The sequence below is a fragment of the Streptomyces sp. NPDC048696 genome (assembly GCF_043198895.1).
In the GTDB taxonomy this organism is placed as follows: Bacteria; Actinomycetota; Actinomycetes; order Streptomycetales; family Streptomycetaceae; genus Streptomyces.
In genome coordinates this window covers 170131-184684 of record NZ_JBICVJ010000002.1, presented here as the reverse complement: position 1 = coordinate 184684, position 14554 = coordinate 170131, and the positions used below count along the sequence as shown (strand labels likewise).

Sequence of the window (14554 nt, the reverse complement as noted above, 5' to 3'; positions counted from 1 at the left end):
CGCCATGAGCAAGGAGCCGGTGGCCGTCGTCGGGATCGGCCAGACCAAACACGTCGCCGCCCGCCGGGACGTCTCCATCGCGGGACTGGTCCGCGAGGCCGCCCAACGCGCCCTGGAAGACGCCGAGGTGACCTGGGGCGACATCGACGCCGTCGTCATCGGCAAGGCCCCCGACTTCTTCGAGGGGCTGATGATGCCCGAGCTGTACCTCGCCGACGCGCTCGGCGCGGTCGGCAAGCCGATGCTGCGGGTGCACACCGCGGGCTCGGTCGGCGGCTCGACCGCGCTGGTCGCCGCCAACCTGGTGGCCGCGCGGGTCCATGGCACGGTGTTGACCCTCGCCTTCGAGAAGCAGTCCGAGTCCAACGCGATGTGGGGCCTGTCGCTGCCGGTCCCCTTCCAGCAGCCGCTGCTCGCCGGGGCCGGCGGCTTCTTCGCGCCGCATGTGCGCGCGTACATGCGGCGCTCCGGCGCGCCCGACACGGTCGGCTCGCTCGTCGCCTACAAGGACCGGCGCAACGCGCTCAAGAACCCGTACGCGCATCTGCACGAGCACGACATCACCCTGGAGAAGGTCCAGGGCTCGCCGATGCTGTGGGACCCGATCCGGTACTCGGAGACCTGTCCGTCCTCGGACGGAGCCTGCGCGATGGTCCTCACCGACCGTACGGGCGCGGCCCGTTCGCCGCGTCCGCCCGCCTGGGTGCACGGCGGGGCGATGCGCAGCGAGCCCACCCTGTTCGCGGGCAAGGACTTCGTCTCGCCCCGCGCGGGCAAGGACTGCGCGGCCGACGTCTACCGCCAGGCCCAGATCGCCGACCCGCGCCGGGAGATCGACGCCGTCGAGATGTACGTGCCGTTCTCCTGGTACGAGCCGATGTGGCTGGAGAACCTGGGGTTCGCGGCGGAGGGCGAGGGCTGGAAGCTCACCGAGTCCGGCGTCACCGAGCTCGACGGCGATCTGCCCGTCAACCCGTCCGGCGGGGTCCTGTCCACCAACCCCATCGGCGCCTCCGGCATGATCCGCTTCGCCGAGGCGGCCCTCCAGGTCCGGGGCCGGGCGGGGGAGCACCAGGTCGACGGGGCACGCAAGGCGCTCGGACACGCCTACGGCGGCGGTTCGCAGTTCTTCGCCATGTGGCTGGTCGGGGCGGAGCGGCCGGATCGCTAGGGCCTGTCCGGTGGATCTGGCCCGGGACGGTCGCGGGCCCTGTCCGGCCGTCGACCTGGACCGGGCGCGGTACTCCTTCCGTGGCCTGTCCGTCACCGGGCACGATCGCTAGTCTGGCCCCGGACGACAGGGAACCGGGAGGAGCAGGGACGTGGCCGAGAGCACCACCCAGCAGACCCTTGTGGGTTGGGACAAGCCGGAGCTCGATCTCAGCAACGCCGACTGGAGGTCGAGCAGTCAGGGGATGGGGGACGTCCAGATCGCCTTCGTCGAGGGGTTCATCGCGATGCGCAACGGAGGCAGTCCCAGCGGTCCGTCGCTGATCTTCAGCCCGGCCGAGTGGCGCGCCTTCGTACTGAACGCGCGGGACGGCGAGTTCGACCTCACCTGAGAGGCGGACGGAGACGGCGAAGCCGGGCGCATCCGTGCATATCGGGTGCGACCCGGCACGCCCGTGTCTAACGATTGTGGTCCTGGTTACCATGAGACACATGGCCGACCACTCCCTCGTCCTCGACCTCGCCCTCACGATCCGGCACGACGGACACGGGGGCGTCGCCGACGACCTCGACCAGGCCGAGGGGCTGACCCGCTGGGTGCGCGAGCACGCGGCCGCGCCCGGTGCCGACGGCTTCGTCGCGGACGACGCGGCCCTGTCCTCGGTGCGCGCGCTGCGGGCCGCCGTGCGCACCCTGTTCGCGCACGCGGTACGGCCCGGCCCGCCCAGCGCCGCCGACGCGGACCGGCTGCTGCCCGTCGAGGCGGCCCTCGATCTGCTGAACCGCACGGCCGCGGCCGTACCCACCGTGCCCCGGCTGGAGTGGCCCACGGGCGCCGACCCGTATCTGGAGCACCGCGCCGACGCGGCGCCGGACGCCGTCACGGCGCTGTGCGCCGCGCTCGCCCGGGCCGCTGTCGAGTTCCTGGCCGGGCCCGACCGCGAGAAGCTGCGGGCCTGCCACGGCCCGCGCTGTGTGCGGTACTTCCTCAAGGAGCACCCGCGCCAGGAGTGGTGCAAGCCGTCCTGCGGCAACCGCGCCCGGGTCGCCCGCCACCAGCAGCGCCGGCGGGTACCGGCGTAGGCCGCGTCGGCGATCAGGCGTCCATCGCGTCCGCCTCCTCGAAGAGGTGCGCCCACGGCCGCTGGCCCCGGGTCGCGGCCTCGACGCCCGCCTCGGCGTACCGCGCCGTCGTACGCGACCAGGCCAGATTGCCGCTCATCAGCGCCCGCATGCCCGCCACGTAGTCGGCCACATGCGCCCGCAGCCGGTCCGAGACGCCCGCCACCGCGAGCGCGGCCGTCAGCTCCTGGGCGAGCGTCTGGAAGTGCGCCACACGGGAGTTGGCGAGCCGGGCGACCTCGCGGGCGGCGCGCTCCACCGAGAGGCCGGAGCCCTTGTGCAGGATGATGACGCTGTTGTTGACGTCCCCGGCGGCCAGCTCCTTGTCCACGGACACGATGTCGTTCACGAAGATCACCACATCGGCGGTGATCCACCGCATCTCGGCGAGCGGGCTGCCGCTGTGCAGCTCCTGGGGCAGGGTGTAGCGGCCGCAGCGCTCGACCAGATCCAGGCAGGGCTGTACGCCGATGGAGTCGCGGCGCCCGCGCAGGAAGCCGGGCAGCGACGGCAGCCCCGTACGGGTGCGGTTCAGGGCCTCCCAGTGGTACGCCGTCAGATAGTCGCGCCAGTGGTCGCGGAAGCGCGCCTGCCACAGCAGCGGGGTGTCCTCACCGAGGCGGCGCCACAAGTCGGCGAGCGAGTCGGCGAGATGGTTGCTGGGGTCGCCCGGCGCCGGTCCTCGATCGCTCATGGTGCGCAGCATGGTGTCGATCTGTCGGGCGACGGCGTCGGGCTGTCGGCCGATCGGCCCGTCGAACTGGTCGTCGAAGACGAAGAACCAGGCGTTGAGGTCGGTCGCCAGCGCGAGATCGGAATCCGTGGCGTCCGGATAGAAGTACGCCATCAGACGTTCCAGCCCCATCGCGTCGTACTCGGCCGTCGCGTGCTGGCCCGAAAGCATCCCGAACTGGTGAAGCCAGTCGAGGGTGTGCTGACGCGCCACCGTGTGGCGCGGGTGGCAGCGGGCGTGGAAGGGGATGTCTACCAGCCCGGTTCGCGACTCGTGCCGACGCGGGGTTCCTGGGGACGTCATCGCTCCGCCTTCCGCGCTCCGAGGTGTGAGCAGCCTTGGGCGGAGCTGCTGTCCGGAAACCTCATAGTGCGCCGCCGACCGGCACCGCACAAGCCGCGTACGGACCGACGTCGTGCGCCCCCTGCGAGCGCGTCAACACCCAGCAGATCCAAGAAAGTTAGTCAAGCCGACTTTGCAAAGCGGTCACATCGGTGTCACGGTGCGTGTCCGAAAGCGTAGGCTCGGCCCTACTGTCAAAAGGGGACGGCTGTGGCGGACACCAGAGGCCGGCGGACCAGCGGTACGCGCAGGCGACTGTTCGAGCGGGACAATGAACTCCTGCTGATTCAAGGCATGTTGGACGACTTGTGCGGTGCGGGAGGCGACGGGGAGACGTCCGCGCCCAGCGGCGGTCTGCTGGCGATCTCCGGGGCGGCCGGTCTCGGCAAGACCAGCCTGGTCGCCGAGTTGCGCAGAACAGCGGCGGTCCGGGGCTGCACACTGCTCACGGCCCGGGGCGGCGAGCAGGAGCAGGGCGTGGCCTTCCACGTCGTGCGCCAGCTCGTCCAGCCGGTGCTCGCGGTCGCCGGGGAGGACGAGCACCGGCGGATACTCGGCACCTGGTACGACATCGTGGCGCCCGCCGTCGGCCTGGTCGCCGACTCCGCCAACAGCTCACCCGACCCGCAGGGCGTCCGGGACGGTCTCGACTGGCTGGTGACCCGGTTCGCCGTGCAGCACGCGCCGATCGTGCTCATCGTCGACGACGCGCACTGGGCGGACGACGAGTCGCTGTCCTGGCTGAGCTCGTTCGCGCTGCGGGCCGGCGATCTGCCGATCCTGATCGTGGTCGCCTACCGGCCCGAGGAACTGCCCGCACAGGCGGGCGAGTTCCGCAGGCTGGCCGAGCGGCACGGCTCCCGGCCGCTGAACCTCGCGCCGCTCTCCCCGCACGCGGTGGGCCGACTGGTTCACGAGGTGCTGCAGAGCGGCGCCGACGACCTGTTCTCCCGGGAGTGCTGGGCGCTCACCGGAGGCAATCCGTTCGAGGCGGTCGAGCTGATCGCCAAGATCCGCGAGCGGGACATCAAACCGCACTACGCCAACGCCGCCGAGCTGCGCGAACTCGCCTCCTCGGCACGCGGCAGCGGACTCGTCGAACGCCTGGAACGGCTCGGCCCCTCGCCGGTCAGACTGGCCTGGGCCGTCGCCATCCTGGGCACCTCCGTCGACCCGCACATGGCGAGCAGCGTCGCCGGACTCGGCGTCGAGGAGTCGGTCGACGCGATCGAGAAGCTGCGCGTCACCCGTATCCTCGCCGCCCGCCAGGGCGAGCCCGACCGGCTCGACTTCTTCCACCCCCTGGTCGGCACCGCCGTCTACCGCGCCATTCCGCCCGCGATGCGGGTGGCGATGCACGGGCAGGCGGCGGTCTCCGTCACCGAGGCGGGCCTCGGCCCCACGGTCGCCGCCCGGCATCTCCTGGAGATGCATCCGGACAACGACCGCTGGGCGGTCCAGCAGCTGAGGGCCGCCGCGCGCGAGTGCATGCGCGCCGGTGCGCCCGAGGCGGCCCGGCGGTGTCTGGCCCGCGCCCTGCGGGAACCGCCCGCCCTGGAGGACCGGGCCGAGGTGCTCTTCGAGCTCGGCTGCTCGGCGCTGCTGAACGAGCCCGCCACCACGGTCAACCACCTCCAGGCCGCCCTGGAGGAGCCGGAGCTCGCCCCTGCCCTGCGCGAGGCGATCACCTTCCGGCTCGCCCAGGCGCTCGCCCACACCGACCGGCTGGGCGACGCGGCCGACGTGGTCGCCGCCGAGGCCAGGAACTCCACCAGCGCCCGCACCCGGCTGCGGATGCAGGCCGAGGGGTTCATGTGGAACGCGTTCCGGGCCGACGAGGAGGAGTCGGCCGCCCGCTCACGGCGGCTGGCCCGCCTCGCCGACCACATCACCACGCGCGGCATGGCCGAGCGCTACATCCTGGGGCTGCGGGCCTGGGACGCGATGGTGCGGGGCGAGCCGGCCGCCGTCGCGCTGCCGTACGCGGAGGAGGCACTGGGCGAGGGGCTGTCCTGGACCGACGAGAACTGGGGCTTCGAGGTCCCCGTCCTGGTCGCGCTCACCTTCATGTACTGCGACCAGCCCGGCCGCGCCGACGAGCTGTTCACCAAGGGCATCGCGGAGTGCGAGAGCCGGGGCTGGCGCGGCGCCCACCTCTCGTTCGGGCTGACCCTGCTGGGGTACATCCGCTTCCGGCGCGGACGGCTCGCCGAGGCGGAGGACCTGGTACACGGCGGTCTGCGGATCGCCGACCGGGTGGGCCAGCGCATCCCGGCCCAGTGGTTCGCGCTGGGCATCCTCATCGAGATCCTGCTGGCCAGGGGTCGGATCGACGAGGCGCAGGAGCTCTCCGACCGGTACAACTACGGCCAGGTCGTGCCCAACGCCGTGGTCTACCCCGACTCCGAGACCGTCTACGCCGAACTGCTGCTCGCCCGTGGCCTGCGCAGTGACGCCGAGCGCCGGCTGCGCGCGGTCGGGCGCCGCCTCGACCGGCGGAGCATGCGCAATCCGGCCTGGTGCCCGTGGCGGCCGCTGCTCGCCGAGTCACTGGCGCAGAGCGACCCGGTGGAGGCGCTCGCCGTGGCGGAGGAGGGAGTGGAGCTCGCCCGCCGGTTCGGCACGCCGGGCGCCATCGGCCGGGCCCTGCACTCCGCGGCCAAGGTCACCACGGGCGCGCAGAGCCTGGCGCTGCTCGCGGAGGCCGTGCAGCAGCTGGAGCGCTCGCCCGCCGCGTACGAGCTGGCCTGCGCGCTGGTCGACCACGGCACCGCGCTCACCCGCGCGGGTCTCCACCAGGACGCGGCCGACCTGCTGGTACGGGGCATGGAGAGCGCCGTGGTCTGCGGGGCCGACGCACTGGCGGGCCGGGCGCGCGACGAGCTGGCCGCGTCGGGCCTGCGGCCGCTGCGGCTGCGCGCCGTCGGTACGGACTCGCTCACCGCGCAGGAGAAGACGGCCGCCGACCGGGCGGCCCGGGGCTGGGCGAACACCCGGATCGCCGAGGAGCTGGGCATCCGGGAGCGGGCCGTGGAGCTGCTGCTCTCCGGCGTCTTCCGCAAGATCGGCACGGACCTGGCCGGACTGCCGGATCTCCTGCGGCACGCCGAGAACCGGCCGGAACCGGGGGCGGCGGCGCACTGAACCGCCGCACGTGGGCCGGGGCCCGACACGGCGCCCCGGCCACGTACCATGGGCGGCATGTCGTTCCTCCGCCGCCGCAGCTCCGCCACTCCCGCGGGCCCGGACTTCGATGTCCTGGCCATGGACCCGGGCGACTGGCCCGGAAATCTCGGTGCCGGGCTGCTGCCCGCCCCCGACGGAAGCTGCCAGGGCGTCTTCCTGCGCTACGACCTGTTCGGCGGCCGCGGCCCCGCCATGGTCATCGGCAATCTGCCGGAGGGCTCCCCGGCGCGGGACCTGGAGGACGGCCAGGTGCCGTTCGAGGTCTCCCAGCTGCTGGTGGCGCTGGAGAACGAGGAGCCCGTCGAGGTCGTCGGCGCCGAGGACATCCCGGTGATGCAGGGCGACAACCTCTTGATCGTGCGCCGTCTCAAGCTCTCCGAGAGCCGTATCTCCTGTGTGCAGTTCGACCGCAGCGACAATGTGCTCGTCACCATCGCCAGCTGGGACCGGCCGATCACCGACGACCTGTACGCGCTGCTGAAGCCGCTTCCGGCGGAGCTCTTCCAGCAGGGCTGAAGCCGCTGACGGCGGGACTCTTCCAGCCGGGCCGAACCCCCAGGTCGGTCGCCCCTTCACTGGTCTGATCCACTGACACAACCCACGCATGTGGGCGCACTCTTGACGCGCCCTCACCTGGAGTCACACAGTGTGCGCGCACCGCACCAGAGGTGAACTCCCGGCAGGAAGGGTTGTCATGACGTCCCATCAGAGGCCCCGGCTCGCGCTCGCGCTGGCCGCCACCGGGGCCTGCGGCCTCGCCCTGCTCGCCCCCGCGTCCCCGGCGGGCGCCCAGGACCGGGCGACGACCGAGTGCCCGCGCGTCCTGCGGTGCGAATGGATCCCCGCGGCCTATCAGCAGAACGGCGATCCGGCCAACAAACAGGCGTACGGGAACTACGACATCGCCGACCGGCCGTCCACCAACGCCATCAAGTACATCGTGCTGCACGATACGGAAGAGGACTACGCCGGAACGATCCGGATCTTCCAGGATCCCAAGAGAGCCGTCTCCGCCCACTACGTGGTGCGCTCCTCCGACGGACACGTGGCCCAGATGGTGAAGACCAAGGACGTCGCCTGGCAGGCCGGGAACTGGTACGTCAACACGCACTCCATCGGCATCGAACAGGAGGGCGTCGCCCTGGAGGGCAGCACGTGGTACACCCCCGCGATGTACCGCTCCACGGCCGCCCTGGTGCGCTATCTGGCCGCCAAGTACGACATCCCGCTCGACCGCCAGCACATCCTCGGCCATGAGAACGTCCCGCCGACCACGGCCGCCGGCACCAAGAACATGCACTGGGACCCGGGCCCGTACTGGGACTGGAACCACTTCATGGCCGTGCTCGGCGAGCCCACCCACCCGACGGCCCGGCCGAGCAGCCAACTGGTCACCATCAGCCCCAAGTTCGGTGCCAACCAGCAGGCGTTCCGCGACTGCGAGAAGAACGTCGACCTGCCGGTGCAGGGCAGCAGCGCCGTTCCGCTGCACACCGAACCCTCCGCCACCGCCCCGCTGTTCGCCGACCCCGCCCTGCACGCGCCCGGCGAGCCCGGTACCAACTGCGCCAACGACTGGGGCAGCAAGATCAGCGCCACCCAGCAGGCGGTCGTCGCCGAGCGCAGGCCCGGCTGGACGGCGATCTGGTGGTACGGCCAGAAGGCGTGGTTCCGGACGCCCGAGCACGCCCGGGTGACGACGCCGACCGCCGGCCGTGTCGTGCGGCCGAAGGCGGGCCGGGCCGAGGTGGCGGTGTACGGCGTCGCCTACCCCGACAAGGCCGACTACCCGGCGGACTTCACCGCCTCGCACCTCGGCACCCCGCTCCCGTACACGATCAAGGCGGGCCAGTCCTACCCGGGCGGCGGCGAGGCGCCCACCGGCTACTACTACGCGCCGACGATCGACTCGTCCCTGCCGTACGACCACACGTACTTCGCGGGCGGGTCCCGGTATGTGACCGTGCAGATCGGCCACCGGATCGGTCTGGTGAAGGCCGACGACGTGGACATCGTGCGGGTGCGCTGAGCCCGGACGCGGCAGCGCGCCGCGCGCACGGTGTGTCGGCACCTTGCGCGCGGCGCGCTCCTTTTCCCCGGGGCTCGTCCCGCTGAGCAGGTGACGGGCCGGGCCCCCGTTCCGCGGCGGTCAGCGGGTCCCGACCGCCGCACGCACGGCCCGACGCGCCAGCGCGCAGTCGTCGTGCAGCCTGCGCAGCAGCAGCCGCTGCTGCTCCCCGGCCGAGGGCACACCCGGCTGCTGCGCCATCGCGCCCGAGGGCGCCGACTCGCGCATGGTGCGCTGCACGGCCGTCTCGTACGTCCGGATCTCCCGGGTCAGTACGAGCATCAGGTTCACCAGGAACGCGTCCCGCGCCGCGGGGCCGGAGGCCTGGGCCGCCGAGCTGATCTGCCGCCGGGCCACCGGAGCGTCCCCGAGCACCGCCCACAGCGTCGCCAGGTCGTACCCCGGCAGATACCAGCCGGCGTGCTCCCAGTCGACCAGCACCGGACCCGCCGGTGACAGCAGGACGTTCGTCAGGAGCGCCTCGCCGTGCGAGAACTGCCACGCGACCGGCCGGCCCGAGTGGGCCAGACCGTGCAGCAGCTTCTGCAGATCGCTCAGATCCCGGTCGGTGAAGAGACCGAGCTCGTGGTAGCGGGCGATACGGGAGGCGTAATCCAGCGGCTGGGTGAACATCTCGACCGGCGGCCGCCAGGCGTTGACCCGCCCGATGGCCCCGAGGGCGGCCCTCACGTCGGCACGGGGCGGAGCCTCGACCGGGTGCCGGGTGAGGGCCGCCGCACGGCCCGGCATCCGCTCGATCACCAGCGTGCAGTTGTCCGGGTCCGCGGCGATCAGACGCGGCACCCGCACTGGTGGGCGGTGCCGGACGAACGCGCGGTATGCCGCTATTTCGTGCCTGAACCGCTCCGCCCAGCCGGGCGAGTGGTCGAGGAGGCACTTGGCGACCGCCGTGGCGCGCCCGGTGGATCCGACGAGCAGGACGGACCGGCCGCTGCGCCGCAGCACCTGCACCGGATTGAACTCCGGGCAGATGCGGTGCACCGACGCGATCGCCATCCGCAGCTGCGCGCCCTGCGGGCCGGAGAGGTCGATCCTCCCGCTGGGCGGCTGGATGCCCGTACCCGGCCGGCGCGCGCCCCGGCCGGCGCCGAGCGCGGCCGGTGCGGCGTGGGCGGGGTCGAGGTACGGTCCGCCACCCGTCACCAGGTGACGGCGCGGCCGGGGCGGGGCTGACACGGAGGACGATGCTGTGTACATGGGCGAACAGATCCCTTCGTGCGCCGACAAGTTGCCTGCCACCAGCCCGGCCCGGTGGCCCGATCCCACCCTGGGGAATGGGGTCCGCCTGCCGGGGCGGGGTGGCGCCTTCTTACCTGACACCCGACCGCGGGTGGCACACCATGTGGCGTGCCCTGGCGAACCGTGGCGAATAGTCCCACCGCATCTGACAGGGGGTTACTGTCAACTCAGCCGAGAACCTGGGGGCTTGACGTGAACGGACAACCCAACACTCGCCTGAACGACCTCTTCGGCCTCGCCGGCTGGTCCAAGGGCGAACTCGCGAGACTGGTGAACCGGCAGGCGGCCGCGATGGGCCACCCCCAACTGGCCACCGACACCTCGCGGGTGCGGCGTTGGATCGACATGGGGGAGTCCCCGCGCGATCCGGTGCCGCGGGTGCTGGCGGCTCTGTTCACCGAGCGACTCGGCCGTGTCGTGACCATCGAGGACCTCGGTTTCGACCGGCAAGGGCGCGCCGGAAAGCGGCGGGACGTCGGACCCAAGCAGAACCCCGACGGCCTTCCGTGGGCGCCCGAACGGACGGCGGCGGTCCTCACCGAATTCACGGGAATGGACCTCATGCTCAACCGACGCGGTCTGGTGGGCGCGGGCGCCGCGCTCGCCGCAGGCTCCGCACTCAGCAGCGCCATGCACGACTGGCTGCACACCGACCCCGTACTCTCGGCCGACGCCCCCGTCTTCGACGACCCCCTGCACGCCGATCCCGCCGGGTACGACCGCTATGAGGCCGCCCCCATCGGGTCGCAGGAGATCGCCGCGCTGGAGCGCTCGGTGGAGGTCTTCCGCGCCTGGGACGCGTCCCGGGGCGGCGGACTCCAGCGCAAGGCGGTGGTGGGCCAGCTCAACGAGGTGGGCGGCATGCTCGCCTACCGACATCCCGACCATCTCCAGCGGCGCCTGTGGGGCGTCGCCGCCAACCTCGCCGTACTGGCCGGCTGGATGTCCCACGACATCGGCCTCGAACCCACCGCCCAGAAGTACTTCGTCATCGCCGCGCACGCGGCCCGCGAGGGCGGCGACCGCCCGCGCGCCGGCGAAGCGCTCTCCCGCGCGGCGCGCCAGATGGTCCATCTGGGCCGTCCCGACGACGCGTTGGACCTGATGAAGCTCGCCAAGTCCGGTTCCGGCGAGGAGACCCTGCCGCGTACGCACGCCATGCTGCACACCATCGAGGCCTGGGCACAGGCGTCGATGGGGCAGGCCCAGCAGATGCGGCGCACCCTCGGTGAGGCCGAGGAGCTCTTCGTCTCGGACAAGGGCGATGTGCCACCGCCCAGTTGGATGCAGATGTTCGACGAGGCGGACCTCCACGGCATGCAGGCCCTGGCGTTCCGTACGCTCGCCGACCACGACCCCAGCGTGGCCGGGATCGCCGCCCGCCATGCCAAGCAGGCGCTGGAGCTGAGGGTCAACGGCCGCCAGCGCTCCAAGATCTTCGACTACATCTCGCTCGCGTCGGCCTGCTTCATCGCCGACGACCCGGAACAGGCGGACCGCTACGCCCGGCTCGCCCTGGTGTCGATGGGGGAGACCTCGTCCCATCGCACCTGGGACCGGTTGCGCGAGATGTACCGGCTGACCGCGCAGTACGCCGGGTACCAGAAGATCCAGGATCTGCGCGAGGAGATTCAGCTGGCCCTGCCGAAGGGCCCGGTCCGGCGGGGCAGGACCATGGAGGTCTGAGCCCCGCGCAGCAGACAGCGCGCGAGTGCACGTGCACGCGAGTGCAAGTGACAGCGCGTTGACGCTACTCGTATCCGCCGCTACTCATATCCGCTCGGGCCGCCGGGCGTTCACGAACCGATCCCGTTCACGAACCGATCCGTGCCACCAGCACGCACGCGTCGTCCTCGCGGTCCGTCTCGCCGAACTCCTCGACCACCATCCGTACGCCCTCCTGGGCGGTGCGGACGGTTTCGAGGCGCCCGGCGAGCTCCAACAGCCTGCGGCATCCCGTCTCGTCCGAGGTGCCCCGCCGGGTCAGCCCGTCGGTGTGCAGGACCAGCAGATCGCCGGGACGGAGCTGCACCTCGGCCTGTCCGTACCCGGCTCCTGACGTCGCGCCGAGCAACACCCCATCAGGCGGCGTCAGGGCGCACCCCGTCCCGTCTCGGAAGAGCACAGGGGCGGGGTGTCCCGCCTGCGCCCAGGTCAGGGTGCGGGTGGCCGGGTCGTACTGGCAGCAGACCGCGCTGCCGAGGGCCGGCTGGACGGAGTGGTCGAGCAGCTGGTTGAGGTGGCTCATCAGGTCGCCGGGGCGGATGCCCGCGACCGCCATGCCGCGCAGCGCGCCGAGCAGCATCGCCATGGCGCCGGTCGCGGTCACCCCATGGCCCGTGAGATCGCCGACGGTCAGTAACGACCTGCCGTCGGGCAGTTCGAGCGCGTCGTACCAGTCGCCGCCGATGAGCGCGCTGGTGGCGGCCGGCAGATAGTGCGCGGCGATGTCGAGCGCCGCCGGGTTGCCCTGCGGGAGCCGCAGGGAGCCGCGCCACGGCGGCAGCACGGCCTCCTGGAGCTCGACCGCGAGCCGGTGCTCGGTCTGCGCGATGTGCCGCTCGCGTTGCAGCGAGTCGCGCGACTCCCGTACGGCGCGCTGGCTGCGGCGCAGTTCGCTGACGTCGCGCAGGACGGCCCACATCGACGCGGTGCAGCCCTCGGTGTCGAGCACGGGCTCGCCCATCATGTGCAGCGTCCGCACCCGGCCGTCGGTCCGCACGATGCGGAACTCGCCGTCGATCGGCTTCCCGTCCACCAGGCAGTCCGTCACCATCGCGGTGAGCAGGCCCTGGTCCTCCGCGAAGACCATCGACGGGAGTTCGTCGAGGGACATCGCGCCGCTCTCGGGTGCCCGTCCGAATATCTGGAAGAGCTCCTCGGACCAGCTCACCTCGTCGGTGAGCAGGTTCCATTCGGCGCTGCCGACCCTGCTGAGCAGGGATCCGGGCAGCGCGTCGGCCTCGAACCCGGGGTGCTCGTCCTCTTCTTGGGCCTCGTCGTCCGGACCGGCCTCGGGCAGTCCTTCCTTGAGCTGGTCCAAGTGCGTGCCGAGGTCGTCGAGGTGATGGACCGCCAGATCGCACAGCGCCCGCTGCCATCGGCCGTGGGCGTCGTCGTCCACGAGCGCGTCCCGGCGCACCGCGTCGACTCCGCCGCGCAGCCGACGGGTCTGCGTGATCAGCGCGTCGACCGTGTCCCGCTCGGGAGGTTGCGGGCTGGGTCGGTCCGCGAACAGATGGGACGGCATGACGTACTCCGATACAGGCGCGGCTGTGCCAGGTCTGAAAGGATGGACCGGTAACGACTGTTGCACAGCGAGCGATGCCTCGTAAGGGATTTGGCAACACTCGATACGGTGGTGCTTGTGGCATATACCGGAGGCCTCCCGTGCGCGATCAGCGCACCTGGCGCCGAACAGGGAAACCATGCCCCCGCGCGGCCCAAACCACCAAAGCGGCACCGGTTACGAGCGGCAGCGCCGTCCAGGGCAGCGCGCCCGCCCCCGCGTTCTCCAGGACCACCCCTCCGGTCAGCGAACCGGCGGCGATCCCCACGTTGTACACGGTCGCCTGGATCGAGGTGGCCACGTCCGCGTGTTCGGGGCCCGAGACGTCGACCAGAGCGGTCTGGATCAGGGTCGGCGCGCCGCCGAAGGCCGCGCCCCACAGAGCCGCCGCGACCGGCAAAACCCCTGGCACATGCCCCAGCGCACCGAGCGCGGCCAGCACGGCGGCGATCAGTACGAGGGCGCCGAGCAGCGTCGTGCGCAGCCTGCGGTCGACCAGCAGACCGGCCAGCCAGATGCCCGCGACGGTGGCCGCGCCGAAGGCGAACAGGACCGGACTCGCCTGTCCGAAGCCGCAGTTCTCGGCGAACGGGACCAGGAACGTGTACATCACCTGATGCCCCAGGAGCAGCAGCAGAGTGACCGACAGGACGGTCCGGATGCCCGGCAGGGCGGCGATCCGGCGCAGCGGGACCCGCCCGCCGCTCGGCTCCCCGGGGAAGTCGGGCACGTACCGCAGCGCGCAGAGCGTCAGGAGCACGGCGAGGCCCGCGAGCCCCCCGAAGCCCGCGCGCCACCCCACCGCGCCCGCGAGCGCCGTACCGGCCGGAACGCCCAGCGAGAGCGCGACGGTGATGCCCGCCAGGACGATCGCGATGGCACGCCCGCGGCGTCCGGCGGGGACCATCCGGGCCCCGTACCCCGCGAGCATCGCCCAGAGCGTGCCGCCCATGGCCCCGGCGAGCAGCCGGGCCGCGCACGTGAGGGCGTACGAGGAGGAGACGGCGGTGACGGCGTCGGCGAGCGCGAGGCCGCCGAGCGCGCCGACCAGGACGGTGCGGCGGGGCAGTCCGCGCAGCAGGGCGGTGAGCGGTATCGCGGACAGGAAGGAGGCGGCCGCGTACAGGGTGACCAGGAAGCCGACCCGGCCCTCGGAGACGCCCAGGCCGCCGCCCATGTGCGGCAGCAGCCCGGCGGGCAGCAGCTCGGTGAGCACGGCGGTGAACGCCGTCGCGGAGAGCGTGAGCAGCCCGGGCAGCGGCGACTTGGCGGGCCGGACGGTGAGCGGCGCTGTGGCGGGCGCCGGTGGTGCGGTGGTCATACGGCCATGGTGGAACCCTCACATTAGTGTGAGGGGCAAGCCCCGGCCGCGATCGGCTCGGTG

General features: G+C 72.2%; 11 protein-coding genes. 7 read left to right on the top strand and 4 right to left on the bottom strand.

The features are described 5' to 3' along the window. Positions 1-4: 4 nt before the first annotated feature. From ACGFRG_RS03945 to ACGFRG_RS03935, 3 genes are all read left to right on the top strand, one after another. Positions 5-1171 (top strand): thiolase domain-containing protein, encoded by a 1167-nt coding sequence (locus tag ACGFRG_RS03945; RefSeq protein ID WP_393261816.1) that lies wholly within the window; start codon positions 5-7, stop codon positions 1169-1171. Positions 1172-1322: 151 nt separating this feature from the next. Beyond that, positions 1323-1562, top strand: coding sequence for a DUF397 domain-containing protein (locus ACGFRG_RS03940; RefSeq protein ID WP_361418203.1), 240 nt, complete (start codon positions 1323-1325; stop codon positions 1560-1562). A gap of 100 nt (positions 1563-1662) precedes the next feature. Further along, on the top strand, positions 1663-2253 hold the full coding sequence (locus ACGFRG_RS03935; protein WP_361418200.1) for an ABATE domain-containing protein: 591 nt from the start codon (positions 1663-1665) through the stop codon (positions 2251-2253). A gap of 13 nt (positions 2254-2266) precedes the next feature. Here the strand turns inward: ACGFRG_RS03935 and ACGFRG_RS03930 are convergent, their stop codons facing one another. After that, positions 2267-3328 (bottom strand): isoafricanol synthase, encoded by a 1062-nt coding sequence (locus ACGFRG_RS03930; RefSeq protein WP_361418197.1) that lies wholly within the window; start codon positions 3326-3328, stop codon positions 2267-2269. Between the two features lie 333 nt (positions 3329-3661). On the opposite strand from ACGFRG_RS03930, the gene ACGFRG_RS03925 reads away from it, so the two are divergent. The 3 genes from ACGFRG_RS03925 (at position 3662) to ACGFRG_RS03915 (ending at position 8582) form a co-directional block, all read left to right on the top strand. Beyond that, positions 3662-6511 carry an AAA family ATPase gene (locus tag ACGFRG_RS03925; protein WP_361418374.1) on the top strand — a complete coding sequence of 950 codons (2850 nt, stop codon included), beginning with the start codon at positions 3662-3664 and terminating at the stop codon, positions 6509-6511. 57 nt (positions 6512-6568) lie between these two features. Further along, positions 6569-7069 carry a hypothetical protein gene (locus ACGFRG_RS03920; protein WP_361418194.1) on the top strand — a complete coding sequence of 167 codons (501 nt, stop codon included), beginning with the start codon at positions 6569-6571 and terminating at the stop codon, positions 7067-7069. A 178-nt stretch (positions 7070-7247) separates the two neighbouring features. Then, on the top strand, positions 7248-8582 hold the full coding sequence (locus tag ACGFRG_RS03915) for an N-acetylmuramoyl-L-alanine amidase (RefSeq protein ID WP_393261077.1): 1335 nt from the start codon (positions 7248-7250) through the stop codon (positions 8580-8582). 120 nt (positions 8583-8702) lie between these two features. On the opposite strand, the gene ACGFRG_RS03910 is transcribed toward ACGFRG_RS03915, so the two are convergent. Further along, the gene (locus ACGFRG_RS03910; protein ID WP_361418188.1) at positions 8703-9839 is read right to left on the bottom strand and encodes an aminoglycoside phosphotransferase family protein; all 1137 of its coding nucleotides are present in this window, start codon (positions 9837-9839) and stop codon (positions 8703-8705) included. A gap of 234 nt (positions 9840-10073) precedes the next feature. Between ACGFRG_RS03910 and ACGFRG_RS03905 the strand changes: the two genes are divergently transcribed. Then, positions 10074-11567 (top strand): hypothetical protein, encoded by a 1494-nt coding sequence (locus tag ACGFRG_RS03905; protein ID WP_361418185.1) that lies wholly within the window; start codon positions 10074-10076, stop codon positions 11565-11567. 127 nt (positions 11568-11694) lie between these two features. On the opposite strand, the gene ACGFRG_RS03900 is transcribed toward ACGFRG_RS03905, so the two are convergent. Together ACGFRG_RS03900 and ACGFRG_RS03895 are read right to left on the bottom strand one after the other, a co-directional pair. Further along, entirely contained in the window at positions 11695-13131 is a 1437-nt protein-coding gene (locus ACGFRG_RS03900) for a SpoIIE family protein phosphatase (RefSeq protein WP_361418182.1), read from the bottom strand. 148 nt (positions 13132-13279) lie between these two features. After that, positions 13280-14491, bottom strand: coding sequence for an MFS transporter (locus ACGFRG_RS03895; protein WP_393261074.1), 1212 nt, complete (start codon positions 14489-14491; stop codon positions 13280-13282). Positions 14492-14554 lie beyond the last annotated feature (63 nt).